Genomic DNA, 25,082 nt, shown 5'->3' on the forward strand with positions numbered 1-25,082 from the left:
AAGAAAATAGCGAAAGCCCTGGAAATCGGAGAGATTTCCAGGGCTTCTTTGTTAAGCCTTGAGGGCGCGATCAAAGACGCGCGACAGCCGTTCGGCGAAGCCGCGCGGGTCCTGCGGCTTGTCGCCATCGAGCACGCGCGCCTGGTCGAGCAGGAGTTGGACGGCGTCCGTGCGGAACGCCGTATCGCCGGCGGGGCTCGCGGCCATGGCGGTGATCAGAGCGTGGCTCGGGTTGATCTCAAGGATCGGCTTGGGGGCGTCGTCGAGACGGCCAGCACCTTGCAGCATCTTTTCGAGCTGGCGGTCGGGGCCGTGTTCGGGTGCCACCAGGCAAACGGCGCTTTCCGTCAGGCGGTCGGAGGTGCGCACGTCCGAGACGGACGCACCGAGCGTCTCCTTGGCGAAAGCGACGAAGTCGATGACCAGCTGGCTGGCCTGCGGCGCTTCTTCCTTGGCCCCCTCGGTCTTGGCGATGGCGCTGAGATCGGCCGCACCCTGCGTGATCGACTTCCACGGCTTGCCGTCGAAATCGGGCGCGGATGTGACCCAGAAGCTATCGACCGGATCGGTCAACAGCAACACCTCGATCCCGCGGGCGCGAAAACCTTCGAGCTGTGGTGAGGCCTTGAGCTGGGCGAGGTTGTCACCGGTCAAGTAATAGATCGCCGACTGGCCGTCCTTCATGTCCTTGACGTAATCGGCAAGGCTGCGCTGGCTCTCATCCGAAGTAGTGGTGCGGAAGCGCGACAGCGCCACCAGCTGCTCGCGGCGCTCGTAATCCTCATAGATGCCTTCCTTCAGCACGCTGCCGAAGTTTTCCCAGAGCTTGTCGAAGGTCTCTGTCTCGTTTTCCGCAAGCTTCTCGATCGCCGTCAGCACGCGATTGGTGACGCCCTTGCGGATGCTGGCGAGCAGCGGGCTTTCCTGGATCATCTCGCGCGAAACGTTGAGCGGCAGGTCCGACGTGTCGACGAGGCCGCGCACGAAACGCAGGTAACGCGGCAGCAATTCCGCTTCGTCGGTGATGAAGACGCGCTTGACGTAGAGCTTCATCCGGCCCTTGCGGTCCGGGTCGAACAGATCGAATGGCTTGGAGCCGGGCACGAAGGCAAGGGCCGTATATTCATGGCGGCCTTCGGCGCGGAAATGCACGGTCAGCGCTGGGTCGTCATACTGGCCGGCGACGCCGCGGTAGAAATCGGCATAGTCTTCCTTGCTGATCTCGCTCTTCTGCTTGGTCCAGAGCGCGGTGCCGTCCCCGACCTGGACAGGCTCGGCATCGGGCTTTTCGAGAATCGAGATAGGCACCGGCACGTGGCCGGACTGGTCCTTGACGATGCGCTCGACGGTCCAGCGCGACGTGTAGGTCTTGGCGTCTTCCATCAGGTGCAGCGTGATGCGTGTGCCGCGCGCCGGGGCGTCCGCAAGTTCGGCTGCGGAAACGGTGTAGCTGCCCTTGCCGTCGGACGACCACAGGAAGGCATGCTCCGAGCCGGCGCGGCGCGAGACCACATCGACCTTGTCGGCGACCATGAAGGCGGAATAGAAGCCGACGCCGAACTGGCCGATGAGCTGCGCGCCCTCCTTGCCCTGGGCGGCTTCAATGCGCTCCATGAAGGCGCGTGTGCCCGAGCGGGCAATGGTGCCGAGCGCTTCGACAAGCTCGTCGCGACCCATGCCGATGCCGTTGTCCTCGACGATGAGCCGGTTGTTTTCCTCGTCCAGCGTCAGGGTGATGCGGGGTGTCGGGTCGCCGGCCAGAAGCTCCGGCGAGACGATCGCCTCATAACGCAGCTTCTCGCAGGCATCCGCCGCGTTCGAAATCAGTTCGCGGAGGAAGACGTTCTTGTCGGAATAGACCGAATGCACCATCAAATGGAGCAGTCGCGCCACATCGGCTTCGAAGACATGTTTCTCTACGGACATTTCGGTTTCGCTCATTGCCTGGCAACTCCTTTGGGTTTCGCCCCAATTGGCAAGCTATGTCCTGAATTTCAAGGCCCGACTTGCGCACTCCCCATTTCTGGACAATGCTGCACTGCGAAAGATCACTGAACACCAGCGAAACGATGCTTCTTCAACGGGGTCGAAGACGAGGAATTCGCAAGGGCGACAAGTCGCCGTCACACTCCGCTGTTATGTTCCTGCGACCCGGGCAGATGGTCCTGGGTCATCATGCCGAGTTCATATCGCGCTCTGCCGGCAGTCGATTTGACTAAGGTCAATGCGCGACAAATTGCGTTGCTCTATTGGCCTTGGCGACGGGGCTGACCTTCAATCGCACCGAGGAGTGGACATCATGCCCAAGCATTCCACGAGCCCGACAATCCCGACTTTCGCAGATGCCTATTCCTTTTCGCTCGATGCCTGGCAACGTTCGATCCTTTTTCTCGATGTCATGCGTCAGCGCGGCGCGCAATACGAGGAACATCGCACGCAGACCGCGCCGAACGTGCTGGAGTTCGAGGCCCAGCTTGTTACCGATGGGCGCACGCTCGCCCGGCCGGTGAACTATGCGCTGGTCAGCATCGTTCCGCCCGAGGGCGTCACGGTCGATCCGACCAAGCGTCCCTTCGTCGTCGTCGACCCCCGGGCCGGCCACGGCCCCGGCATTGGCGGCTTCAAGGCCGACAGTGAAATCGGTGTCGCGCTGAAAGCGGGCCATCCTTGCTACTTCATCGGCTTCTTGCCGGATCCGGTTCCTGGACAGACGATCGAGGACATCGCACTGGCCGAAGCCGGCTTTCTCGAAACCGTCATCGCCCGCCATCCGGAAGCGGACGGAAAGCCCTGTGTGATCGGAAACTGCCAGGCGGGTTGGGCGGTCACGATCGTCGCCGCGCTGCGTCCCGAACTCTTCGGCCCGATCATCATTGCCGGCGCGCCGCTGTCCTATTGGGCAGGCGTGCACGGGCAGAACCCGATGCGCTATTCCGGCGGGCTTCTCGGCGGCAGCTGGCTGACGGCGCTGACCGGCGACCTCGGCGGCGGCATATTCGACGGTGCCTGGCTGGTGCAGAATTTCGAGAACCAGAATCCGGCCAACACCCTCTGGACCAAGCAATACAATCTCTATTCGAAGATCGACACGGAAGCCGCGCGCTACCTCGGGTTCGAACGCTGGTGGGGTGGCCACGTCACGCTCAATGCCGAGGAGATGCAGTTCATCGTCGACGAACTCTTCGTGGGCAACAAGCTTGCCGCGGGCGAAATCCGAACATCGGACGGCACGGCGATCGATCTTCGCAACATCCGCTCGCCGATCGTGGTCTTCTGCTCCAAGGGCGATAACATCACCCCGCCGCAGCAGGCGCTCGACTGGATCCTCGACCTCTATGACAGCGTCGACGAAATCCGGGCCTACGGCCAGACGATCGTCTACACCGTCCACGAGACCGTGGGACATCTCGGCATTTTCGTCTCCGCCGGCGTCGCGCGGAAGGAACATGACGAATTCGCCTCCAATATCGAGTTGATCGACGTGCTGCCGCCTGGGCTTTACGAGGCGGTGCTGACGCCGGCGAGCGAGGCGGCCGAGGGCAGGGCGCTCGTCTCCGGAGAATGGCTGATGCGCTGCGAGCCGCGCACCCTCGAGGACATCCGCGCGCATGGCGGCAACGACATCGAGGATGACAGGCGTTTTGCCACCGCGGCGAAGCTTTCGGAGATCAATCTGGCGCTCTATCGCACCTATCTGCAGCCAATGGTCAAGGCAGCGGCAACGCCGCCCGTGGCGGAGGCGATGCGCAACATGCACCCGCTGCGTCTGCAATACGCGCTTTTCGGGCCCGACAACCCCTTCATGGCCTGGACGTCGGCGCTCGCGGACTATGTCCGTGAAAACCGCGAACCTGCTGCCGCCGGCAACCCGTTCATCGCCTGGCAGGAGGCGCTGTCGCAGCAGATCGTGGACGGGTTAGAGACCTGGCGACGGACGGCTGAATATCTTTCGGAGCAAAGCTTCCACGCCATCTACGGCGCTCCGACCCTGCAAGCGGCACTCGGCATCGACACGAACTCAGACCAGCCGCCGCGCAAAGCGGAGAAGAGCCTCTTGCACCGCGAACTCGTCAAGGCGCGGATCGCCGAACTCAAGGCCAGAATGGCCGTGGGCGGAACCTGTGAAGGTCTTGCCAGAGCCCTGACCTTCGTCGGCATGGCGCGCGGAGGCGCGGACGAACGCGGGTTCGAGGCTGTGCGCCGGCTCCGGCTTTCCCATCCGGAAGCAAAGCAACTGAGCCTGGCCGACTTCAAGACCGTTATGCGGGAGCAGTATTTCATGCTGCTGATCGACGAGGCGGCGGCGCTCGCCGCTCTTCCGAAGCTGCTACCGGAGGCGGTCGAGGAGCGTCGCAGTGCCTTTACGGCCCTTCGTGAGGTACTGGAGGCATCCGGAGCCGTGACGGGCGTGGCTGCCGAGCGGTTGCAGCAGGTTGCCGCGCTCTTCCGCCTGGACCGCGAGCCGCCGGTTCCGATCGCGGCGGGCAAGATCATTCGCAATCGCACCGCTACCTGATGAGGGAGTATCGACGTGTCCGAGGTAACCGAACTGCCGATTGAGCAGTCCAAATACGATCTCCTGATTGCCACCGCGCGAGACGAAACGCCGGCGGTCACCATTGTCGCGCATCCCTGCGACGAGACCTCTCTGCGCGGTGCGTTGGAGGCCGCGCAAATGGGGCTGATCGCGCCCGTTCTCGTCGGGCCAGAGGCAAAGATCCGCAGCGTGGCCGCCGAACATGGCCTCGACCTCGGTCGGTGCGAGATCGTCGACGCGCCGCATAGCCATGCGGCCGCAGCGAAAGCGGTGGCGATGATCCGCGAGGGTCGTGGCGAGTTGCTGATGAAAGGCAGCCTGCATACCGACGAACTGATGAAGGAGGTCGCGGCGTCGGCGACCGGGCTCAGGACCGATCGAAGGATCAGCCACGTCTTCATCATGGACGTACCGGGGCATTCAGAGACGCTCTTCATCACGGACGCCGCCATCAACATCTTTCCCGACCTCGAAGCCAAGCGCGACATCGTGCAGAATGCCATCGATCTCTGGGTGACGATCGGTCTCGGCGAGCCGCGCGTCGCCATTCTTTCTGCGGTCGAAACGGTAACGACGAAGATCCCGTCAACGATCGAGGCGGCAGCACTCTGCAAGATGGCCGAACGCGGCCAGATCACCGGCGGCCTGCTCGATGGTCCGCTTGCCTTCGACAACGCGATCGACCCGGAGGCAGCAAGGATCAAGGGCATCACGTCGCCCGTGGCCGGCCGCGCCCAGATTCTGGTGGTGCCGGACCTTGAGGCGGGCAACATGCTCGCCAAGAACCTGACGTTCCTGTCCCATGCCGACGCTGCCGGCATCGTGCTTGGAGCGCGCGTGCCCATCGTGCTGACGTCGCGGGCGGACTCCGTGCGCACGCGCCTCGCCTCCTGCGCGGTCGCCGCGCTCTATGCGGCGCGCCGGCGGACCTCGCAAGTTGCGGCGGTATGACCATGGATGCGCTTCTCGTCGTCAACGCCGGCTCATCGAGCTTGAAGTTCCAGGTTTTCGGGATCACGGATCAAGGGCTCGAACGCCAGATCAAGGGCCAGATCGGTGGCATCGGCACGCGTCCCCGCCTGCAGGCGAAAGCGGCCGACGGCACCATTCTGATCGACAAGAGCTATGATGCCGACGTCGTTGGCGATCTGCCGGCGGCGATCGCGGCGGCACGCGACTGGTTGATGACGCTCGAAGGCTTCACCTTACGGGCGGTCGGCCATCGCGTAGTACATGGTGGCCCCGATTATGCGGCGCCGGTGCTGATCGATGCGAACGTCCTTGATCGCCTCGCGAGCTACCAGGATCTGGCACCGCTGCACCAGCCCAACAATCTTGCTCCGATCCGTCAGGCGATGGCGATCAATCCGGATGTACCGCAGGTCGCCTGTTTCGATACCGCCTTCCATCATGGCCACCCGGAAGAGGTGAACTGCTACGCCATGCCGCGCAGCTTCTATGAGGACGGTGTGCGGCGCTACGGCTTCCACGGCCTTTCCTATGAGTACATTTCAGAGCGTCTGCGGGATGTGGCGCCTGCGGTCGCAGGTGGTCGCGTCATCGTCGCCCATCTCGGCAGCGGCGCCTCAATGTGCGCCTTGCGCGATGGTCACAGCATCGAGAGCACCATGGGCTTCACCGCGCTCGACGGCCTGCCGATGGGAACGCGGCCCGGTCAGCTCGATCCGGGCGTCGTGCTCTATCTGATCCTGCAACGCGGCATGAGCGCTCAGGCCGTTTCTGACCTGCTCTATCACGAGGCCGGCCTCAAGGGGCTCTCTAACGTCTCGAATGACATGCGCGACCTGCTCGCAAGCGCAGACGCCCATGCCAAGCTCGCGATCGACCACTTCGTCTATCGCGCAGGGCTCAATGTCGGGATGCTTGCAGCCGCGCTCCGTGGCATCGACGCCTTGGTTTTCACGGCGGGCGTCGGGGAGAACTCCGCACAGATCCGCGCCCGCATCGCCGAGAACATCGCCTGGCTCGGGGCCGAACTCGACCCAGCCGCCAACGAGGCCGGCGCGACGCTGATTTCGACGCCTTCGAGCCGCGTTGCGCTTTACGTCATCCCGACCGACGAGGAACTGATGATCGCCCGCCACACGCTTGCACTGCTTAAAATCCGCGCAGCCTGATCCATCGGAGACAATTGATGTCCATTCCTGTCGCAAAGGCCAAACTTCTGGACGGCCGCAAGGGCCTGATCGTCGGCATTGCCAATGATCGATCGATCGCCTGGGGCTGCGCCCGTGCCTTCCGCGCCTTCGGGGCGGAGGTGGCGGTCACCTATCTGAACGACAAGGCGAAACCTCACGTCGAACCCCTGGCGCGTGAAATCGAAGCGCCGATCTTCCTGCCGCTCGACGTGGCCGTGCCAGGGCAAATGGAAGCGGTGTTCGAGGAGATCGAGAAGACCTGGGGTGAACTCGACTTTGTCGTCCATTCGATCGCCTTTTCGCCGAAGGATACGCTCGGCGGCCGCGTCGTCGATGTCCCGCGCGAGGGCTTCCTGAAGACTATGGACATTTCCTGCTGGTCCTTCATCCGCATGGCGCATCTCGCCGAGCCGCTGATGAAGAACGGCGGCACGCTCTTCACCATGACCTATCATGGCTCACAGGTGGTGGTGGAAAACTACAACATCATGGGTGTCGCCAAGGCCGCACTCGAAAGTGCCGTCCGATACCTCGCCTCCGAACTCGGCCCGAAGGGGATCCGCGTGCACGCCATTTCGCCTGGCGCGCTGGCGACGCGCGCCGCTTCCGGCATTCCGGAATTCGACGCGCTGCTCGAAAAGACCAAGGTCAAATCGCCGAGCCGCGAGCTGATTGACATCGACGACGTCGGCGCGGCCACCGCCTTCCTTGCGCATGACGCCGCCCGCCTGATCACGGGCCAGGTGCTTTATGTCGACGGCGGCTACCACATCATCGACTAACCGCCGGGTCTCCGCATGGGTCAGATATTGCCCATGCAGAGATACTTCATCTCGAGATAGTCTTCGAGCCCGTGGCGGGAGCCTTCGCGGCCGATGCCCGATTGCTTGATGCCGCCGAAGGGCGCGGCTTCGGAGGACATGCGGCCGGTGTTGATGCCGACCATCCCGTATTCGAGCGCCTCGGCCACATGCCAGACGCGCTTCAGATTTTCGGCGTAGAAATAGGCGGCAAGACCGTAGATCGTGTCGTTGGCTTCGGCGATCACCTGCTCGGCGGTCTCGAAGCGGATGATCGGGGCGATCGGACCGAAGGTCTCTTCCTGGGCGACGCGCATGTCTGTCGAAATGCCTGTTAGCACCGTCGGCTCGAAGAAGGTGCCGGACGTGCCGATCCGGTGGCCGCCGGCGCGCACCTTGGCACCCTTCGAAACGGCGTCGGCGACATGGGCCTCGATCTTTTCGATCGCGTGTTTGTCGATCATCGGGCCGATGGTGATATCAGGCGTGAAACCGTCGCCGACAGTCAGCTCGGCGACGCGCCTGACGAACTTTTCGGCAAAGGCGTCATGCACGCCCGCTTGCACATAGATGCGGTTGGCCGAGACGCAGGTCTGGCCGGCATTGCGGAACTTCGCCTGGATGGCGCCATCGACCGCCTCGTCGATGTCGGCGTCGTCAAAGACGATGAAGGGGGCGTTGCCGCCAAGCTCCAGGCTGACCTTCTTGATCTGGTCGGAGCATTGTCGCATCAACAGCCGCCCGACCTCGGTCGAACCGGTGAAGCTGATCTTGCGCACCTTCGGGTTGCTGCAAAGTTCGCGGCCGATTGCAGCGCCTTCTGCGGCATAGAGCAGGTTGAGGACACCGGTCGGGAAGCCTGCCTTTTCGGCGAGCAAGAACATCGCGCCGGCAACGAGCGGTGTCTGTTCGGCGGGTTTCAGCACGATGGTGCAGCCGGCGGCTAGCGCCGGCGAGATCTTGCGGGCGACCATCGAGGCCGGGAAATTCCATGGCGTGATCGTGCCGACGACGCCGACGGGCTGCTTGATCACAAGCATGCGGCGGTCGTTGGCCGGGGCGGGGAAGGTTTCGCCATAGATGCGTTTCGCCTCTTCCGCATACCACTCGACATAGGCCGCGGCATGCAGCACTTCACCCTTCGATTCGCCAATCGGTTTCCCCATCTCGGCCGTCAGGATGGCTGCAAGGTCGTCGGCATGCGCGACGATCAGGTCGTACCAGCGGCGAAGCACGGCACTGCGGTCTTTGGCAGGCTTTGCCGCCCAGAGAACTTGCGCCTTGGCCGCAGCTTCGATTGCCGCATGGGCTTCGTCGATGCCCATATCCGGCAGCGTCGCCAGCTTTTCGCCGGTCGATGGATTGAAGACGTCGAAGGTTGCGCCAGCCCAATTCTTGCCGGCCGCGGGGATGGAATGAAGCGAAGCGAACAGGTCGGCGTCGCGCAAGTGCTTGGTCAAGGCGGGGGTCAAGGTCATGGCGGGCATCCTCCGGCGATGGCCTGCCGCGAGACGGCAGGCCCGCTTTTGCTTGTTCTTGCGGGTGCCGATCAATCCCGGCACCCGAGAATTGCGCGTCTGAATTGGCGCGCAGCACCTACAGCGCAGCGAATCCCTCAGGATGCGCTAAGGCCGCCATAGCACTTTGAATTGCTGCATAATTTTGCCCTCAAGTCGATCCTGAATTGAGGAATTATGCACCGGGCAACCCGCGTTGCTGGTCGCCCGGTCGAGGATCAAGCACGCGCTGCGAGGATCGACGCTTCGAGAATGTCGAGCGCTTCGGCGAAGACTTCGTCCTGGATGGTGATCGGCGCCAGGAAGCGGATGACGTTGCCGTGCACACCGCAGGTAAGCAGGATCAGGCCCTTTTCCAGAGCGATCAGGCGCAACTTGTTGGCAAAGTCAGCGCTCGGCAGGTTGGTCTTCACGTCGTTGAACTCGACGGCGTTCATGAAGCCGGGGCCGCGGATGTCGGCGATTTCGGGCGCCTGCTCGCGGATTGCGGCAAGCCGCTGCTTCAGCCGGCCGCCAAGCTGCTCGGCGCGCTCGCAGAGCTTCTCCTCAGCGATAACGTCAAGGACGGCGTGCGCTGCGGCGATGCCGAGTGGGTTGCCGCCATAGGTGCCGCCAAGGCCGCCCGGCGCTGGAGCATCCATGACTTCGGCGCGGCCGGTGACGGCGGCAAGCGGGAAGCCGCCGGCAAGGCTTTTCGCCATGGTGATGAGATCGGGCGCGACATCATGGTGGTCCATGGCAAACATCTTGCCGGTACGGGCAAAGCCGGTCTGAACTTCGTCGGCGATCAAGAGAATGCCGTGCTGGTCGCAAATTTCGCGCAGCGCCTTCATGAAGGCGGTAGGCGCCGGATAGAAGCCGCCTTCGCCCTGCACGGGCTCGAGAATGATCGCGGCGACGCGACCCGGATCGACGTCGGCGGCAAAGAGCTTCTTCAACGCAGCGAGCGACTGTTCGGTGGTGACGCCGTGCAATTCGATCGGGAAGGGGGCGTGGAAGACGTCGCCCGGCATCGCGCCGAAGCCGACCTTATAGGGAACGACCTTGCCGGTGAGCGCCATGCCCATGAAGGTCCGGCCGTGGAAGCCGCCACTGAAGGCGATGACCGCCTGACGGCCTGTCGAGGCGCGGGCGATCTTGACGGCGTTTTCGACGGCTTCGGCGCCGGTGGTCACGAAGATGGTCTTCTTGGCGAAGTCGCCGGGCGTCAGTGCATTGAGGCGCTCGGCGAGATGGACGTAGGATTCGTAGGGAACGACCTGGTGGCAGGTGTGGGTGAAGCGATCGATCTGCGCCTTGACCGCCTCGATCACCTTCGGGTGGCGATGGCCGGTATTGACGACCGCGATGCCGGAGGCGAAGTCGATGTAGCGATTGCCTTCCTTGTCCCAGATTTCCGAATTTTCCGCGCGGTCGGCGTAGATCTGGGTGGTCATGCCGACGCCGCGCGAGATGGCGGCGTTCTTGCGGTCGGGGAGGCTGGTCATGGCGCGTTCCTGTCGTCTGGAGTTAATATATTGCATTTTTTCTGCAAGTTTATTGTGGAAGTGGTACACCTTTCACTGTCGATTGCAAATCAAATTTGGTGATCGAGACACCACGGTTGCTGATGCGCCGTTCTTGTCAGATCTCGATCACGGCGGCTAAGGTTGCGGACACGCCGGAATTGCAAGGATTCGGGCAGCGCCGCTGGGCGGTAAAGGGAAATTGGAATGGGCGCAGTGCGCTACAAGGTCGCTGAAGCGGCGCGACTGGCGGGGGTTTCCGCCTCGACGCTGAGGCTATGGGAGACGCAAGGTCTCGTCGTGCCCGAGCGCTCGCCGACGGGGCATCGGCAGTATACCGAGAACGATCTTGCCCGGTTGAAGCGCATCTCCTGGTTCCGGGCCGAGCGTGGTCTCAATCCGGCTGCGATCCGTGAAGCGCTGGACGCCGAAGGGGCTGCGGACGACCAGCCCCCATCGGCGACGAGCGACGGGCCTGAAAACCAGATCGGGCGCAAGCTACGCAGCCTCAGGCACGCCGCCGGCAAGACGCTGGAGCAGGTCGCCGGCGAGATCGGCATCGCCGCCTCGGTGCTCTCGACGCTGGAGCGCACGTCGCAGGGCGTCTCGGTCGCTGTGCTGCACAACATCGCGGAATTCTTCGGAACCACCGTTTCCAGCCTTGCTGGTGAAGAGGAGGCGGATACGCGCGCCGTCGTTCGGGCCGGCGAATGGCGGACATGGCCGCGCACGACCCCCGGCGTCACGGTGCAACTGCTTGCCGATGGCCGCAACCAGATGGATTGCCACCGCTTCGTGCTGGAGCCGGGCGCGTCCAGCGAAGGCGCCTACGGGCACGAGGGCGAGGAGTTCGTCTATGTGCTTTCCGGCCGCGTCGAGTTCATTCTCGACAGCGACCAGTTCTACGATCTCGGTGTCGGCGACTCGCTCTATTTCGAGAGCAAGAGGCGACACGCCTGGACGAACCGGCATGACGGCGAAACCGTGCTGCTCTGGGTCAACACGCCGCCGACGTTCTAATCGTCGGCCGATCACGCGGCATTCCCAATTGAAACGAAATCGGCGCGCGGTGCGAATAGAACCGCGCGCCGATCGGTGTTGTAAGCCTAGGCAAGCCGTCTGCTCCCCGATCCGGTGACCCGGAGCGGGGAGGGATTGTCGGATCAGCTGGCCGCGTAGCGCTTTGCCATTTCCGGCAGGCGCAGCGTGCGGATCTTCGAGGCCTTGCCAGCGGTGCGGAAGGCTTCGAAGCGCTCCTTGCAGACTTCGGTCATCAGCGCGGTTGCCGGCTTCAGGTAGGTGCGCGGGTCGAAGTTTTCCGGGTTCTCGGCGAAGTTCTTGCGGATCGTGCCGGTCATGGCGAGGCGCAGGTCGGTGTCGATGTTGACCTTGCGAACGCCGAGCGGGATCGCCTTCTGGATTTCCGAGACCGGCACGCCCCAGGTCGGCTTCATCTTGCCGCCATAGGTGTTGAAGAGATCCTGCAGATCCTTCGGCACCGACGACGAGCCGTGCATGACGAGGTGGGTGTTCGGCAGCTTCTTGTTGATCTTGGCGATCGTTTCGATCGACAGGATGTCGCCATCGGGCTCGCGGGTGAACTTGTAGGCGCCGTGGCTGGTGCCGATGGCGACGGCCAGTGCGTCGACGCCGGTCTTGGTGACGAAGTCGAGCGCCTGCTCCGGATCGGTCAGCAGTTCTTCACGCGACAGCTTGCCTTCGAAGCCGTGGCCGTCTTCCTTGTCGCCGGCGCCAGTTTCGAGGTTGCCGAGGCAGCCGAGTTCGCCTTCAACCGAAACGCCGGCCGCATGCGCGATCTTCACGACTTCTGCGGTGACGGCGACATTGTATTCATAGCTGGCAACGGTCTTGCCGTCCTTCTCCAGCGAGCCGTCCATCATGACGGAGGTGAAGCCGTTGGTGATGGCCGAAATGCAGGTCGACGGCTGGTCGCCGTGGTCGAGGTGCAAACAGACCGGGATATGCGGGTATTCTTCCGCCGCGCCAAGGATGAGGTGGCGCAGGAACGCGTCACCGGCGTAGGAGCGGGCGCCACGGCTTGCCTGAAGGATGACCGGACTGTCGGTCGCATCGGCGGCGCGCATGACGGCCTGAATGTATTCCAGATTGTTCACATTGAACGCCGGCAGCGCGTAGTCGTTCTCCGCCGCATGGTCGAGCAGTTGCCGCAATGTGATCAATGCCATTCGCTATCTCCCTTTGGATACTCGGTGCAACCTATGCGGCGCACCATAAAAACAATCCGGCCGTTGAACCGCACGAAATGCATCGATGGCAAAGTCGATGGCCGGCTTTTTCGTGCGGCGTGACGGCGCGCGCGAATTGGTCGCGCCCACCGAAGTCAGGCGCACAATAGTTCATCGAAGTGGTTTGACAACCGGGCAAAAGGCAGGTTGCCAGAGGTCGAAACTCGCTTCAATCGATTTTACTGTGGACTGGATGCAACACCTTCAGTGTGAAGTGTTTTCACTTTCTGGTGGTGCCTGAGAGGAGGGGGAGTCGAGGGCAGTGGATGCAACCATTGGGCGCTGATTTTGTCTGTTACACCATCGTGGTGGATGCCCTGTCGGAAACAGTCTGTCGACAGGAGGTGAACGTCCCGCAAGAAGATTGCGGCAACGCCCCTCTTTCTTTGCGCAGATTACGTAAACTGCCGCTAAAATTCACAAACTTTGCATCGCGGATGATTCGAGGCCCAATCCGGCCGACAAAAAGCGCGGACCTAAAACGTTGCAGTAGATTTCGCAAAAATGCCCTGTTCACGTCATATGCCCGTCGCAAAGGCGACGAAAAGAATCGCAAACAAAATACAACCTATGGGATAGGTCGATTCCCCTCCTATAGATAAAGATGCAGACAGCCGCAGAATCCGCCTTGCGTTCGCGAACGATTTGCACTTCTCTCCTGCGATCACAAACCCAAAACAAGGGGAAGGAGAGAAACAAAATGGCATCACTGAAACTCAACCTCCGCGCTGCCGCGCTGATTGGCTCGCTGCTCATCGGAGCAAGCCCGGCACTTGCCGAAGCTGTCCTGCATCGCGGCAACGCAGGTGAGCCGCAGACGCTCGACCAGCACCACACCTCGATCAACATTGAAGCGTTCATCCTCAAGGACCTCTACGAAGGTCTGACGATCTATGACGCCTCTGCCAAGATCGTCCCCGGTGTTGCTGAGACGTGGGAGCTTTCGGACGATGGCACGGTCTACACCTTCAAGCTGCGCGCCGATGCAAAGTGGTCGGACGGTTCGCCGGTAACGGCTGAAGACTTCGTCTTCTCCTTCCGCCGCGTCGAAGATCCGAAGACGGCTGCCGGCTACGCCAACATTCTCTTCCCGATCAAGAACGCCGAAAAGGTCAACAAGGGCGACCTGCCGACCGATCAGCTCGGCATCAAGGCGATCGACGAAAAGACCGTCGAAATCACGCTCGAGCGTCCGACCCCGTTCTTCCTGGAGCTGCTCGCACACCAGACGGCACTTCCGGTCAGCAAGGCCAGCGTCGAAAAGAACGGCGCGGACTTCGTCAAGCCGGGCGTCATGGTATCGAACGGCGCCTTCACGCTGCAGGCCCACGTTCCGAACGACAGCCTGACCGTCGTCAAGAACGCCAACTACTGGGATGCGGCCAACGTCAAGCTCGACAAGGTCATCTTCTACCCGATCGACGACCAGGCGGCTTCGGTTCGTCGTTTCGAAGCCAAGGAAATGGACCTCGTCTACAACTTCTCGGCTGACCAGATCGACCGTCTGCGCACGTCCTATGGCGAGCAGGTCCATGTCTCGCCGTCGCTTGCGACCTATTACTACGCCTTCGACACCCGCCAGGAGCCCTATAGCGACGTTCGCGTCCGCCAGGCTCTCTCCATGGCCGTCGACCGCGACTTCCTCGCCAAGGAAATCTACGCCGGTTCGCAGCTCCCCGCCTATTCGATGGTTCCTCCGGGCATCGAGAGCTACGGTGAGCCGTCCAAGGCCGAGTTCGGCACGCTGTCGCAGCTCGACCGCGAAGACAAGGCCATCGCCCTGATGAAGGAAGCCGGCTACGGCGAAGGTGGCAAGCCGCTCGACATCGAGCTGCGCTACAACACCAACCCGAACCACGAGCGCGTCGCAACGGCTGTCGCCGACATGTGGAAGAACACCTTCGGCGCCAAGGTGTCGCTGGTGAACCTCGACGTGTCCTCGCACTACGCCTACCTGCAGGAAGGCGGCAAGTTCAACGTTGCCCGCGCCGGCTGGCAGGCTGACTACGCGGATGCCGAGAACTTCCTGGCGCTCAGCGTCGGCTCCAACAAGACCTTCAACTACGGCCATTTCGAAAACGCCGAGTTCGACGGCCTGATGAAGAAGTCCTACGACGAGCAGGATCCGGCCGCTCGCTCGAAGCTGATGCATGAAGCCGAAGCGCTGCTGATGAAGGAACAGCCGATCGCTCCGCTTCTGACCCAGGCCGACCTGTGGCTGGTTGCCAGCCGCGTCAAGGGCTGGGCGGACAATGCTCCGAACGAGCACCTCAGCAAGTTCCTGAGCATCGCCGAATAACGAACAGAGACGACGCGCGGTCATAAGGTCGCGCGTCGCCTCCGGAGCACGTCCATGATTTCCTTCATCCTTCGCCGATTGGCGAGTGCGGTGCCGACCTTGTTTATCGTCGTCACCATTTCGTTTTTCTTGATGCGGTTCGCCCCTGGTGGCCCCTTCAACCTCGAGCGTCCTCTTCCGCCACAAACGATGGCGAACCTGATGAAGACGTACCAGCTCGACCAGCCTCTTTGGCGCCAATACACGCACTATCTCAGCAATGCGGTGACCGGCGACTTCGGCCCGAGCTACGTCTACAAGGACAACAACGTCGCTGAATTGATCGGCAAGGGTCTGCCCTATTCGATGGAACTCGGCTTCTACGCGTTGCTTATTGCGCTGATCGGCGGCGTCACCGCCGGAACGATTGCCGCGCTTCGGCAAAACAGCGTCCTCGATTTCACCATCATGTCGTTTTCGACGATAGGGGTCACCGTGCCCAACTTCGTCGTCGGCCCGGTGCTGACACTGGTCTTTGCGATCGTGCTCGCATGGCTGCCGGCCGGTGGTTGGGGGGATGGATCGCTGCGCTTCCTGATCCTGCCGATGATCGCGCTGGCGCTGCCGCAGCTTGCGGTTTTTGCGCGGCTCACGCGCGGCTCGATGATCGAGGCGCTGCATACCGACCATATCCGAACGGCCAAGGCCTATGGCCTGCCATCGCGAACGGTCGTCGTTACCCATGCGATGCGTGGTGCGATGCTGCCGGTCGTGTCCTATCTCGCGCCCTGTGCTGCGGCCCTTCTGACCGGCTCGGCCGTCGTTGAGACGATCTTCACCATCCCGGGCGTCGGTCGCTACTTCGTCCTTGGCGCCATCAACCGTGACTACACGCTGGTGATGGGCACAGTTATCCTCGTTGCCATCTTCGTCATCGTTTTCAATCTCCTGGTCGACATTCTCTACGGCCTGCTCGATCCGAGGGTTCGCCATGACTGATATCGCCCAGACCCCGGCGGCGACGCCGGAAACAAAGGGGCGCAGCCTCTTCCAGCTCGCCGCCATGCGCTTCAAGCGCAACCGTGCCGCCATGGCCGGCTGCTTCATGCTGGCGCTTATCGCGCTGTTCTCGTTCCTCGGTCCGTTCTTCGTCCCGCACACCTACGATCAGGTGTTTCCGTCCTACGTCTCGATCAGCCCGAGCCTGGAGCCGCGTCCAGATACGTCGACGCTTCAGGACGTGATGGAAGGCGTCGCCACACGGGCACGCGTCACGCTCAAGGAGTTCAATCTCGAGGGTGAAACCTTCACCGCGACGATTACTTCCGAACAGCCGATCGATTCCCGCGCCACGCGCTACTTCGACCGCGCCAACGAATTCCGCGACACCCAGGTGGTGGCAACGGAAAACGACGGAAAGACGCTGAAGGTGACCGGCCAGGTCGACCGGGAATACTTCCCCTTCGGCACGGATTCCAACGGCCGGGACCTCCTGGTTCGCGTCATGCTCGGCGGCCAGATCTCGATCGCCGTCGGCCTGCTTGCGAGCCTCGTGTCTCTCGGGATCGGCGTGGTCTACGGCGCGACATCGGGCTACATCGGCGGTCGCGTCGACAACGTCATGATGCGTCTGGTTGAGATCATGTATTCTCTGCCCTTCGTGTTTCTGGTCGTCGTTCTCGTCGTGTTCTTCGGGCGCTCGTTCATCCTGATCTTCCTGGTGATCGGGGCAGTGGAATGGCTCGACATGGCCCGTATCGTGCGCGGTCAGACATTGGCGTTGAAACGTCGAGAATTCGTCGGCGCCGCGCAGGCGCTCGGTCTCACGGATTGGCAGATCATCCGCCGGCACATCATCCCCAACACGATTGGCCCGGTCATCGTTTTCGTGACCGTCGTCGTGCCCAAGGTGATCCTGCTCGAGAGCTTCCTCTCCTTCCTCGGCCTCGGCGTTCAGGCGCCGCTGACGAGCTGGGGGGCGCTGATCTCGGAAGGCGCAAACAACATCCAGTCGGCGCCATGGCTTCTGATCTTCCCGGCCATCTTCTTCGTCCTGACGCTGTTCTCGCTGAACTTCGTCGGCGACGGCCTGCGCGACGCGCTCGACCCGAAGGATCGCTGACATGGCAGATACCAAGGAAACCATCCTGGCCGTTCGCGGTCTCAAGGTGAACTTCTCGACGCCTGATGGCACGGTCGAAGCGGTCAAGGGCATCGATCTCGATGTGCGCACCGGCGAAACGCTCGCGGTCGTCGGCGAGTCCGGCTCCGGCAAGAGTCAGACGATGATGGGCATCATGGGTCTGCTTGCCAAGAACGGCACCGTGACCGGCTCGGCAACCTACCGCGGGCAGGAGCTCGTCGGACTGCCGGCTAAGGCCTTGAACCAGGTCCGCGGCGCGAAGGTCACCATGATCTTCCAGGAGCCGATGACCTCGCTCGATCCGCTCTATCCGGTCGGTCGCCAGATCGCCGAGCCGATCGTTCACCACCGCGGCGGCACGTTCAAGCAGGCGCGGGCGCGCGTGCTCGAACTGCTGGAGCTCGTCGGCATTCCGGAACCGGCGCGCCGCATTGACAGCTATCCGCACGAGCTATCGGGCGGCCAGCGCCAGCGCGTGATGATCGCGATGGCACTTGCGAACGACCCGGATCTGCTGATTGCGGACGAGCCGACGACGGCGCTCGACGTGACGATCCAGGCACAGATCCTCGATCTCCTGAAATCGCTGCAGAAGCGATTCGGCATGGCGATCGTGCTGATCACCCACGACCTCGGCATCGTCAAACACTTCGCCGACCGTGTCGCCGTGATGCGTCGCGGCGAAGTGGTTGAAAAGGGCACGACGGCCGACATCTTCGAACGGCCGCAGGCCGACTATACGAAGATGCTGCTTGCCGCCGAACCGAGCGGCCGCAAGGCGTCTCCGCCCGACAGTGCGCCGATCATTCTTGAAGGTCGCGACGTCTGCGTCGATTACCAGATCGGTGGCGGCCTCTTCCGCGGCGGCAAGTCCGTCTTCCGTGCGGTCGACAGCGTCAATCTGCGCCTGAAGGAAGGGCAGACGATCGGTGTCGTCGGCGAGTCCGGTTCGGGCAAGTCGACGCTCGGCCGCGCGCTTCTTCGGCTCCTGCCGAGCAGCGGCCACTACCGCTTCGGCACGACGGATATCTCCGGCTTCGACCGCGGGCAGATGCGGCCGCTGCGGCGCACCCTGCAGCTCGTCTTCCAGGATCCTTACGGCTCGCTTTCGCCACGGCGCACCGTCGGCGAAATCATCACCGAAGGCCTGCACGTGCACGAGCCCGAGCTCACCCGCGCCGACCGCGACCGCCGGGCGTCGGAAGCGTTGAAGGAAGTGGGGCTCGATCCCGCCTCCCGCAACCGCTATCCGCACGAGTTCTCGGGCGGCCAGCGCCAGCGCATCGCCATTGCTCGTGCCATGATCCTGAAGCCCAAGGTCGTCATCCTCGATGAGCCGACGTCGGCGCTCGACCGTTCGGTCCAGGGGCAGGTGATCGAGCTGTTGCGCGACCTGCAGCGCTCACACGGGCTCTCCTACATCTTCATCAGCCACGACCTTTCGGTGGTGAAGGCGATGTCGGACTACGTGATCGTCATGAAGAACGGCAAGATCGTCGAGGAAGGCGAGACCGATGCGATCTTCGAGGCGCCGAAGCAGCCCTATACCAAGACGCTGATCGGCGCTGCCTTCAACGTTTGAGCAGGCACAGGCCTTCAAAATTTAGCGGGGACGCGAGCGATCGCGTCCCCGTTTTCGTTCGCGGGCTCGGAAACGTCAGGTCTCGTTCTCTGCGGAGAAATCGGAAGCGACGAGTTTCTTGTCGAGCCCGAACTTCTGCATCTTCTCGTAGAGCGTCTTGCGCGAGATGCCGAGGGTCTCGTAGACCGGCTTCAGCGCGCCGCCATGGGCGGCGATTGCGCTGGCGATGAGGCCTTTTTCATAGGCCGCCACCTTGTCGGCAAGGCGGTTGCCGTTTTCCGATCGCGCGCTGTCGTCGGGAGCCGCATCGAGCCCGAGCACCAGCCGCTCGGCGGCATTGCGCAACTCGCGCACGTTGCCCGGCCAGTCGCGCTCGGCGATTTCGGCCAGCATCGATTGGGAGATCTCCACCTCATCCCGGCCGTAGCGAGCGGCCGACTCCCTGACCAGTTGCAGAAAGAGCAGCGGAATGTCGGCGCGCCGCTGGGCAAGCGAGGGGACGCGGAGCGTCGCGACGTTGAGGCGATAGAGGAGGTCCGCCCGGAAGCGCCCGGCGGCGACTTCCTTTTCGAGATCGACCTTGCTGGTGGCGATGAAACGGACGTCGAGCGGGACCTGCTCGTTCGATCCGAGCCGGGTGATGACGCGTTCCTGCAGCACCCGCAGAAACTTAGCCTGGAGGTCGAAGGGCATCGAGCCAATCTCGTCGAGCAGGATCGTACCGCCGCGACCATGTTCGAACTTGCCGTAGCGCGGACGGATGGCGCCGGGAAAGGCGCCGGGCTCATGGCCGAAGAGCTCGCTTTCGATCAGGTTTTCGGGCAGTGCGGCGCAGTTGATAGCGATGAACGGGCTGTTGGCGCGGGTGCTCAGATCATGCAGCGTGCGGGCCAGCACCTCCTTGCCGACGCCGGTATCGCCGATGATCAACGTATCGGCATCGGCCGCGCCGAGCGCGCGGATGCGGTAGCGCAGATCGACCATGACCTGGCTTCGACCGGGCAGCCGCTGTTCGATGTCGTCGCGCTTGCCGGCAACCGCCTTCAGCCGGCGGTTTTCAAGAACGAGCGCGCGCCAGTCCAGTGCCCGGCGGATCGTGCCGGCGAGCATCTGCGCTGCGAAGGGCTTCTCGACGAAGTCATAGGCGCCTTCGCGCATGGCCCGGACCGCGAGTTGCACATCGCCATGGCCGGTGACGAGGATGACCGGTACCTCCGCATCGATTTCGCGGATGCGCTGCAGGAGGGTCATGCCGTCCATGCCCGGCATGCGGATATCGCTGATCACCACGCCAGGAAAACTGTAGCTGATGAATTCGAGCGCGTGTTCGGCGGCCGAGAAGGTATCGACGCGGAAACCGGCCAGCTCGAGCGCCTGGGCGCTCGAATGGCGCACATCCTCTTCGTCATCGACGAGCAGGATCCGGCTCTCGATCATTCGGCGGCCTCCCGGGCATTGCTGTTTTCGGCAGCGAGTTCGATGCGGAACTCGGCGCCGCCTTCCGCAAGGTTAGTGGCGACAAGGCTTCCGCCGAAATCCTTGATAATGTTATAGGAAATCGAAAGGCCAAGGCCCAGCCCCTTGCCGACGCCCTTTGTGGAAAAGAATGGGTCGAAGATACGTTCGGCAATCGCCGGCGCAATGCCGGGGCCGCGGTCGCTGACGGTCAGCACGACTTTGCCGTCTTCCTGCTTCGCACGCAGGCGGATGGTGCGGTCGTCAAGGCCCTCGACGGCATCGGCGGCATTGGAAATGATGTTGACGAGCACCTGCTGCAGGCGGACCGAGCCGGCCCGGACGACGAGCGGTTCGTTGCCGAGATCGATGTCGATGGTCGCCGCCGCCGCCTTCAGCCGAACCGACACGATCTCCATCGTGTCGCGCACCACTTCCTCGACCGGGACCCGCCCGAGTTTCTCGTTCGGTTTGCGGGCGAAATTGCGCAGGTGCTTGCTGATCGCCGCCATGCGGTCGACAAGCCCGGAGATGCGGCGGATATTGTCCGTCGCCTCGTCGGACCGACCCCGCTCGATCAGCAGTGCGGCGCTGTCAGCATAGGTCTTGGCGGCGGCGAGCGGCTGGTTGAATTCGTGCGAGAGGGCGGCGGACATCTGCCCGAGCCCTGCCAGTTTTCCGGCCTGGATCAGATCGGCCTGCGTCCGTCGCAGTTGCTTCTCCGTCAGCCGCCGTTCGGCGATCTCTTCCTCGATCTGGCCGTTGACGCGGGCAAGGTCAGCGGTGCGTTCGTCTACGCGGCGTTCCAGCTCGGCCTGTGCTTCCGCCTGCATCGACAGGCGCTCGTTGAGCCGCGCGCGCCGCTGGAGAATGATGGCGACGCCGAGACCGGCAAGGCAGAGCAGAAGCAGAGCGGCGATAACAGTCGTCAGCGCCTGTGTTCGCACCGACGCGGTGTCGACCAGCACATTCACCGTCCAGTCGGCGTCGGGCATCCGCTGCGAAAGCATAAGGTATTCGCGGCTTGAGTTTTCGGCCGAGACGGTGAGGAAATGACGGTCGGACGAAACGCGCTCCGACACGGGAAGGGCATGTACGGTCGCATCGGCGTAGCGCCTGGAGGCCTCGGTTCGTGCAAGCCGGTCCGACGTCAGCGGCAGGATCGACGCGTAGCGCCATTCCGGATCGCCGGACATGAAGACGATGCCTTCCGGGTCGGAGACGAAGATCTTGTACTCGCCGCCCTGCCAGGACGCTTCGATGCGCTCGACATCGACCTTGAACACCATGACGCCGCGGATCTCGTTGCCGACCCGGATCGGGGATCCGAAAAAGTAGCCGCGTTTCAACGACGTGGTTCCGAGTGCATAGAACCGCGATTGCTCGCCGCGAAGCGCTTCCTGGAAGTAGGGCCGGTAGCTGAAATTCTGCCCAACGAAGCTCGTCGGCCCGTCATAGTTGCTGGCGGCGATGGTGTTGCCATCCGGCGTGATCACGTAGATGTCCGAGGACTGCAACAGGCCGTTGATGTCCTTGAGGTAGCTGTCGACGGCCTCCCGCAGTCGCCGGTCCCGTGGGCGGGTGACGAGCTCGCGGACATCGTCATGATCCGCGATCAGTGCCGGCAACGCCTGGTAGCGGTTGAGGTGGCCGTCGAGCGCGGTGACGGCGAGGCGCAGCGCCGTGGTCGCCTGAGCACCTGCCTCGCGCAAGTAGCTGTCGGTCGTGACCGCATAGCCTTTCCATGCCAGCATGGCTGCAAGCAGCGGCAACAGCAGGAACGCAAGGACCAAGCGATGCTTCACAGATATGCGCGCCCCTCCTCGCGTCGTTGCAGCAGATGCCGCCCGCCGATCTTAAGCATCGGGGCGAGGGCTCACAAGTCGCCGCTGCAACTCGCTTCTGTTGACGAGTTTTAGGTGTCGTCAACGATCTGTTGACAATGCGTTTGGTTGCGGCCGTCTTTCGCCGAGAAGCGGATAGGCGCATCTAAGACCCAACGGAGCGCCCGGTGGCGCCGGAAGAAAGGATCACGGCAATGCTCAATCAGATCAAGGGTCTGCATCACGTCACCTCGATGGCGGACGATGCGCGCGAGAACAACCTGTTCTTCACCAAGTCGCTCGGCCTGCGCCGTGTCAAGAAGACGGTCAACTTCGACTCGCCGGATGTCTACCACCTCTATTACGGCGACGAAGCCGGCACGCCTGGTACCGTCATGACCTATTTCCCGTTCCCGCAGATGCCGCGTGGCCGCGCCGGTACTGGCGAAGTCGGAACCACCGTCTTCTCCGTGCCCGAAGGTTCGCTCGGTTTCTGGAAAGAGCGGCTGGCGACGCTCGGCGCCACCGGTCTCAAGGATGAAGAAACCTTCGGTGAAAAGCGCCTGAACTTTGCCGGTCCTGATGGTGACGGCTTTGCGCTTGTCGAGGTCAGGGACGATGGGCGCACGCCCTGGACGGAAGGCGGCATTTCCGCTGATCATGCGATCCGCGGGTTCCATTCGGCAGCACTGCGCCTGCGTGACGAAGGTGCGACGGCGGAACTTCTGAAGTTCATGGGCTACGAAGAACTTGACCGCAAGGATGGTGTAACTCGTCTAATCGTGCCCGGCGGCAACGATGCCCGCGTCATCGACCTCGAAACGATGCCGAATATCGGCCGCGCCTCGCAAGGGGCAGGCTCGGTGCACCACATCGCCTTCGCGGTCGATAACTGCGAAAAGCAACTCGAGGTGCGCAAGGCACTGATGGACACGGGCTATCAGGTGACGCCGGTCATCGACCGCGATTACTTCTGGGCGATCTATTTCCGCACGCCGGGCGGCGTCCTGTTCGAGATCGCGACAAACGAGCCTGGCTTCGACCGGGACGAGGACCTCGCCCATCTCGGCGAGGCGCTGAAGCTGCCGCAGCAGCACAAGCACCTGCGCCCGATCCTCGAAAGTCACCTGCAGAAGATCGACTAAGACGCCAAGAAGGCTCGCCGCCGCGGCGAGCCTTCGCTACCCGATCTTGCACAGGTCGGTTCACAGTTTCGTCGAAACCGTGAAGTCAACGCTTTGAAATCAGGCAGGTTCGCACGAGGCTTCGACCCGTCGGAGGCCTGCCCCAGGAGACAAAAATGGTAGATCATGGCTATGTTCACAAGCTGAAGGCCGGAAAGCCCGGCCAGCCGATTTTCTTCGTGTTCCACGGGACCGGCGGTGACGAGAACCAGTTCTTCACTTTCGCATCCGAGTTGCTGCCCGACGCGACGATCGTTTCGCCACGAGGCGACGTTTCGGAATTTGGCGCCGCACGCTTCTTCAAGCGCACCGGCGAGGGTGTCTACGATATGGCCGACCTTGCTCGCGCCACCGAAAAGATGACGGGCTTCGTCAAGGCGCTGGCTGCAGAGCATCAGGCTTCACAGGTGATCGGCCTTGGTTATTCCAACGGCGCGAACATCCTTTCCAACGTGCTGATCGAAGGTGGTGTTTTCGACAAGGCGGTGCTGATGCATCCCTTGATCCCATTCCGCCCGAAGGACAATGCAGGGCTGAAGGGGCGTAGCGTCCTGATCACCGCCGGCGAGCGTGACCCCATCTGCCCGGCGCCGCTGACCCAGGCGCTCGCGGACTATTTCCAGGGGCAGGGCGCGGCAACCGAAACCGAGTGGCATTCGGGCGGGCACGACATCCGCCAGAATGAAATCGCGGCGATCGCGCGCTTCCTGAAGGATTGATCACTCCAGCCGGCGACGGAAGAGCCAGGAGGCGGCCGAGAGGGTGACGATGGCGATCAGAAACAATGGGACCGTCTGTCGCGCCACCTCGGCCGCCGGAATGTCCTTGAGGAACACGCCCTTCACGATCACGAGGAAGTAGCGCAGCGGATTGACATAGGTGATCGGCTGCAGCCAGGAGGGCATGTTCTCGATCGGCGTGGCGAAACCCGAAAGCAGCATCGCCGGCACCATGAACAGGAACGCGCCGAGGATCGCCTGCTGCTGCGTCATCGACAGGGCAGAAATGAACAGGCCGAGGCCGACGACGGAGGCGAGGTAGAACACCGCGCTGCCGTAGAGCAAAAGCAGCGAGCCGCGCAGCGGCACGCCGAAGATGAAGACGGCCGCCAGGATGTAAATGGTGATGTGGAAGAGGCCGATCATCATCGGCGGGATCAGCTTGCCGATCAGGATCTCGTGGGTTCGAAGCGGCGAGACCATCAGTTGATCGAAAGTGCCGAGCTCCCGTTCGCGCGCGATCGATAGCGCCGTGACAATAAGACCGATCAACAATGCGATGCTGGCGACGAGGTTCGGAACCATGAACCACTGGTAGGTAAGGTTTGGATTGAACCAGTTGCGGGCAACGACGGTGACCGCCCCCGATGCCATGCGCTTGCCGGCGGGCGTCTCGGCGGCAAGCGTGCCGACGATACGGCCGAGATAACCGGAGACGATCTGCGACGCATTGGAGCGGCGGCCGTCGAGGATGACCTGCACCTCCGCCGGCCGGCCGGCCTCGATATCGCGCGAGAAGGTGGGGCCGATTTCGATCGCCGCAATGACCTGCTGGGTGTCGATCGCCAGGCGCACCTCCTGCTGACTGTCGGTGAAGCGGATGCTTCGGAAGGTTGGCGAGCCGTCGATCCCCTCGATTAGATCCTGGCTCCAGTGGCCGTTGTCGCGGTTCAGCACCAGCACGTCGACATTCGTGACCTCCAGCGTCGCAGCGTAGGAGAACACCAGAAGCTGCAGGATCGGCGGTACGATCAGCACGGTGCGCCCCTTGGGGTCGCGCAGCACCGCCAGCAACTCCTTGACGATCAGGGCCTTCAGTCTCGTCCACCACAT

General features: G+C 62.7%; 18 protein-coding genes. 11 read left to right on the plus strand and 7 right to left on the minus strand.

The annotated features are described in order from the left end of the window. Window positions 1–51: 51 nt before the first annotated feature. Window positions 52–1,941 (minus strand): molecular chaperone HtpG, encoded by a 1,890-nt coding sequence (gene htpG / locus AC3WVQ_RS23545; RefSeq protein WP_060518207.1) that lies wholly within the window; start codon window positions 1,939–1,941, stop codon window positions 52–54. Window positions 1,942–2,299: 358 nt separating this feature from the next. Between htpG and AC3WVQ_RS23550 the strand changes: the two genes are divergently transcribed. From AC3WVQ_RS23550 to fabI, 4 genes are read left to right on the plus strand one after another with little or no spacing between them, the layout of a single operon-like run. Then, window positions 2,300–4,516 carry a DUF3141 domain-containing protein gene (locus AC3WVQ_RS23550; RefSeq protein ID WP_192493800.1) on the plus strand — a complete coding sequence of 739 codons (2,217 nt, stop codon included), beginning with the start codon at window positions 2,300–2,302 and terminating at the stop codon, window positions 4,514–4,516. A 15-nt stretch (window positions 4,517–4,531) separates the two neighbouring features. Then, window positions 4,532–5,488 (plus strand): phosphate acetyltransferase, encoded by a 957-nt coding sequence (locus AC3WVQ_RS23555; RefSeq protein WP_060586225.1) that lies wholly within the window; start codon window positions 4,532–4,534, stop codon window positions 5,486–5,488. Window positions 5,489–5,490: 2 nt separating this feature from the next. Beyond that, window positions 5,491–6,675: an acetate/propionate family kinase gene (locus AC3WVQ_RS23560; protein WP_492383030.1), complete on the plus strand. Its 1,185-nt coding sequence runs from the start codon at window positions 5,491–5,493 to the stop codon at window positions 6,673–6,675. Between the two features lie 17 nt (window positions 6,676–6,692). After that, window positions 6,693–7,478, plus strand: coding sequence for an enoyl-ACP reductase FabI (fabI, locus tag AC3WVQ_RS23565; protein ID WP_034799607.1), 786 nt, complete (start codon window positions 6,693–6,695; stop codon window positions 7,476–7,478). A 20-nt stretch (window positions 7,479–7,498) separates the two neighbouring features. Here the strand turns inward: fabI and AC3WVQ_RS23570 are convergent, their stop codons facing one another. Then, window positions 7,499–8,974, minus strand: a complete 1,476-nt coding sequence (locus tag AC3WVQ_RS23570; protein WP_192493801.1) for an NAD-dependent succinate-semialdehyde dehydrogenase — start codon at window positions 8,972–8,974, stop codon at window positions 7,499–7,501. Window positions 8,975–9,231: 257 nt separating this feature from the next. After that, window positions 9,232–10,500, minus strand: coding sequence for a 4-aminobutyrate--2-oxoglutarate transaminase (locus AC3WVQ_RS23575; protein WP_492383031.1), 1,269 nt, complete (start codon window positions 10,498–10,500; stop codon window positions 9,232–9,234). Window positions 10,501–10,725: 225 nt separating this feature from the next. Here AC3WVQ_RS23575 and AC3WVQ_RS23580 point away from each other — a divergent pair, with 225 nt between their 5' ends. Continuing rightward, window positions 10,726–11,538, plus strand: a complete 813-nt coding sequence (locus AC3WVQ_RS23580; RefSeq protein WP_060601409.1) for a MerR family transcriptional regulator — start codon at window positions 10,726–10,728, stop codon at window positions 11,536–11,538. A gap of 143 nt (window positions 11,539–11,681) precedes the next feature. Here AC3WVQ_RS23580 and fba read toward each other — a convergent pair whose 3' ends face one another. Then, window positions 11,682–12,725, minus strand: a complete 1,044-nt coding sequence (fba, locus tag AC3WVQ_RS23585; protein ID WP_113293611.1) for a class II fructose-bisphosphate aldolase — start codon at window positions 12,723–12,725, stop codon at window positions 11,682–11,684. Window positions 12,726–13,485: 760 nt separating this feature from the next. Between fba and AC3WVQ_RS23590 the strand changes: the two genes are divergently transcribed. From AC3WVQ_RS23590 to AC3WVQ_RS23605, 4 genes are read left to right on the plus strand one after another with little or no spacing between them, the layout of a single operon-like run. Beyond that, complete coding sequence (locus AC3WVQ_RS23590) at window positions 13,486–15,084, plus strand: peptide ABC transporter substrate-binding protein (protein WP_034799615.1); 1,599 nt, start codon at window positions 13,486–13,488, stop codon at window positions 15,082–15,084. 54 nt (window positions 15,085–15,138) lie between these two features. Then, window positions 15,139–16,062, plus strand: coding sequence for an oligopeptide ABC transporter permease OppB (gene oppB, locus AC3WVQ_RS23595; RefSeq protein WP_034799616.1), 924 nt, complete (start codon window positions 15,139–15,141; stop codon window positions 16,060–16,062). Beyond that, window positions 16,055–17,185 carry an ABC transporter permease gene (locus AC3WVQ_RS23600; protein WP_034799617.1) on the plus strand — a complete coding sequence of 377 codons (1,131 nt, stop codon included), beginning with the start codon at window positions 16,055–16,057 and terminating at the stop codon, window positions 17,183–17,185. The genes oppB and AC3WVQ_RS23600 overlap by 8 nt, the downstream gene beginning before the upstream one ends. Window position 17,186: 1 nt before the next feature. Further along, the gene (locus tag AC3WVQ_RS23605; RefSeq protein WP_060530325.1) at window positions 17,187–18,788 is read left to right on the plus strand and encodes an ABC transporter ATP-binding protein; all 1,602 of its coding nucleotides are present in this window, start codon (window positions 17,187–17,189) and stop codon (window positions 18,786–18,788) included. 75 nt (window positions 18,789–18,863) lie between these two features. On the opposite strand, the gene AC3WVQ_RS23610 is transcribed toward AC3WVQ_RS23605, so the two are convergent. Beyond that, entirely contained in the window at window positions 18,864–20,225 is a 1,362-nt protein-coding gene (locus AC3WVQ_RS23610) for a sigma-54-dependent transcriptional regulator (protein ID WP_060586231.1), read from the minus strand. Next, window positions 20,222–22,048, minus strand: coding sequence for a sensor histidine kinase (locus AC3WVQ_RS23615; RefSeq protein WP_060601401.1), 1,827 nt, complete (start codon window positions 22,046–22,048; stop codon window positions 20,222–20,224). Before AC3WVQ_RS23615 ends, AC3WVQ_RS23610 begins: the two co-directional genes overlap by 4 nt. A gap of 233 nt (window positions 22,049–22,281) precedes the next feature. On the opposite strand from AC3WVQ_RS23615, the gene AC3WVQ_RS23620 reads away from it, so the two are divergent. Continuing rightward, the gene (locus AC3WVQ_RS23620) at window positions 22,282–23,211 is read left to right on the plus strand and encodes a VOC family protein (protein WP_060601398.1); all 930 of its coding nucleotides are present in this window, start codon (window positions 22,282–22,284) and stop codon (window positions 23,209–23,211) included. Between the two features lie 155 nt (window positions 23,212–23,366). Continuing rightward, entirely contained in the window at window positions 23,367–23,969 is a 603-nt protein-coding gene (locus AC3WVQ_RS23625; RefSeq protein WP_060601394.1) for an alpha/beta hydrolase, read from the plus strand. Here AC3WVQ_RS23625 and AC3WVQ_RS23630 read toward each other — a convergent pair whose 3' ends face one another. After that, entirely contained in the window at window positions 23,970–25,082 is a 1,113-nt protein-coding gene (locus tag AC3WVQ_RS23630) for an ABC transporter permease (RefSeq protein WP_060601392.1), read from the minus strand.

It is taken from the genome of Ensifer sp. EB106-05-01-XG146, assembly GCF_058791875.1.